Source organism: Mesorhizobium sp. M7A.F.Ca.ET.027.03.2.1 (assembly GCF_003999175.1).
Classification (GTDB): Bacteria; Pseudomonadota; Alphaproteobacteria; order Rhizobiales; family Rhizobiaceae; genus Mesorhizobium.
Map to the genome: position 1 here is coordinate 1 of NZ_RZOM01000970.1, position 2,365 is coordinate 2,365.

The 2,365-nt window shown below is 65.5% G+C and carries 2 protein-coding genes; both read right to left on the bottom strand.

The window, feature by feature from the left end; genetic code table 11:
• Positions 1-116: 116 nt before the first annotated feature.
• Positions 117-1,718, bottom strand: coding sequence for an ABC transporter substrate-binding protein (locus EN750_RS29765; protein WP_127398878.1), 1,602 nt, complete (start codon positions 1,716-1,718; stop codon positions 117-119).
• A gap of 55 nt (positions 1,719-1,773) precedes the next feature.
• Positions 1,774-2,365: FAD-binding oxidoreductase (locus tag EN750_RS29770; protein WP_145968036.1), on the bottom strand; the 592-nt coding region annotated here is incomplete at its 5' end.

A 2,365-nucleotide genomic window follows, 5' to 3' on the forward strand; every position in this document is an offset into this window, starting at 1 on the left:
GTCTTGAGGAGGGCGTTCAGGTCTTCACGCATGGATTCTGTTTTCGCCGCCAAATTGCTGGTTTCATAGGTGTCGGTGCGTCCCCGGGCCGAGCCCGAGGGCAGGGTCGCCAAGCTTCACTCCGCCATATCGACGGCGGCAAAGTTCTGCCGGCCGAAGGGGTCGAGCACGTAGTTGAGCACGCTCTTGCGGATCGGGATCGCCACCACCGAATGGGCGATCGGCGCCACCGGCACCTCGACCTTCAGGATCGCTTGCGCCCTGGCGTAGATGTCGGCGCGCTGTTTCGGATCGGCGGCGACGCGACCGTCCTGCAGCAGCTTCTCGAAGGCCGGATCGCACCAGCGCGAGCGGTTGGAGCCGCCCTTCACGCCGTCGCAGGACAGCAGGTAGCTCAGCATGTTGTCGGGGTCGCCATTGTCGCTGCTGCCGCCGAGCAGATAGGCGTCCTGTTCGCCCGCCGCGGTGCGCTTGAGATATTCGCCCCATTCAAAGCTGACGATCTCGGCCTTGACGCCGACTTTCGCCCAGTCGGCCTGGATCATCTCGGCCATGCGCTTGGCATTGGGATTGTAGGGCCGCGATACCGGCATCGCCCAAAGGCTGATTTTCAGGTCGCTTTCGTGGCCGGCTTCCTTCAGCAGCGCCTTCGCGCCATCCGGGTCATAGTCGATGCCGGCGTCGGTGACGGCGCCGATCTGCGCCGGCGGCACGACGCTCCCGGCGACCGTGCCGGCGCCGGCATAGACGGCGTCGACGATCGCCTTGCGGTCGACGGCCTTGGCCAGCGCCATGCGCACGCGCACATCGCCGAGCGGCTGGTGTTCGACATTGAAGCCGAGGATGCCGATGTTCTGACCCTTGAGGTCGAGCACGGTGATGTCGGGATCGGTGCGCAAATCGGCGACGGCGCTTGGCGGGGGCGGGGCGGCGACCTGGCACTCATTGGCCTTGAGGCGCTCGACGCGCGTGGTCGGTTCGGGGGTGACGGCGAAGACCAGAGTGTCGATCTTCGGCGGGCCGCGCCAATAATCCTTGTTGGCGGCGTAGCGGATCTGGCTGTCGGGGACATAGGCCTGCAGCACGAACGGGCCGGTGCCGACGGGCTCGCTATCGATCAGTTCCGGCGTGCCGGCGGCGACCATCTTTTCGGTCTGCTCCAACGACAGGATAGAGAGATAGTCGAGCGCAATGCCGGGCAGGAAGGTGACGTTGGCAGCCGTCAGCGTGAAGCGCACGGTGTGGTCGTCGACCTTGTCGATCTTGTCGATCAGCGTGCCCATGCCCAGTGCGTTGAAGTACTCGTAAGCGCCGCCGCCGAGCTTGTGGTAGGGATTGCTGGCGTCGCGCTGGCGGTTGAAGGTGTACAGCACGTCGTCGGCATTGAACTCGCGCGACGGTGTAAAGTGGTCGTTCGACTGGAATTTCACGCCGTGGCGTAGGTGGAATGTGTAGATCTTGCCGTCGGCTGAGACGTCCCAGCTTTCGGCCAGCGCCGGCCCGACCTCGGTCGTGCCAGGCTTGAACTCGACCAGCCGGTTGAAGATCGTCTTGGCGGCGGCATCCATGGTGGAGTCCGCCGTGCCGATCGCCGGGTTGAAGGTTTCGGGATTGGCTTCCGAGCAATAGACCAGGGTTTTGGCGTAGGCCTGTCCGCCAAGAAGGACGGACGAGGCCAGCAAGGACGAGGTAAGGACTGCGCGCAGAACGGATTTCATCGCAAACGCTCCTGATGACACTTTACGGGTTGAGGGAAGGGCAGGCCGGTGAAGTTCATGGCGTCGCCGCCGGGGTGATGAAACGGTCGGGCGCAAGCGCGGCGGAGGTGATACCGCGTACCGTGAGATCGTCCGGCAGCGGTTGGCCGCGCAGCAGCGCCGAACCCAGCCTCGCCAGCGTCAGCGACACCTGGAAACCGTAGCCGCCCTGGCCGCCGAGCCAGAAGAAGCCGGGCAGGCGAGGGTCGAAACCGATGACCGGCGTGCGGTCGGGCGAAAAGGTGCGCAGGCCAGCCCACGGCGTCGACGGACGGCCGATGCGCAGCGACGTCGCCTGTTCGATGCGGTCGACGGCGATGGCGACGTCGATGTCTTCCGGATAGGCGTCGCAGGGTTCGGAATCGGTCTCGTCGGCCAGCGAGCCGATCATTCTGCCGGCATCGGGCTTGAAGTAGAATTGTTCATGCAAATCGACCACCAGCGGCCAGGCGCTGATGTCCGTGCCGGCGGGTGGATCGAACAGGAAGGCGGTGCGGCGCTTCGGCCGGAAGCCGAGACCGGAGAGACCGGCCAGCCCGGCGACGACATCGACCCAGGCGCCAGCGGCGTCGACGACGATGTCGGCCTGGTAGGCGCCGGCACTGGTG

Bases quoted from the DNA above. Each gene is read 5' to 3' on its own strand.
- EN750_RS29765 (WP_127398878.1), bottom strand. From the start codon at position 1,718: ATGAAATCCGTTCTGCGCGCAGTCCTTACCTCGTCCTTGCTGGCCTCG.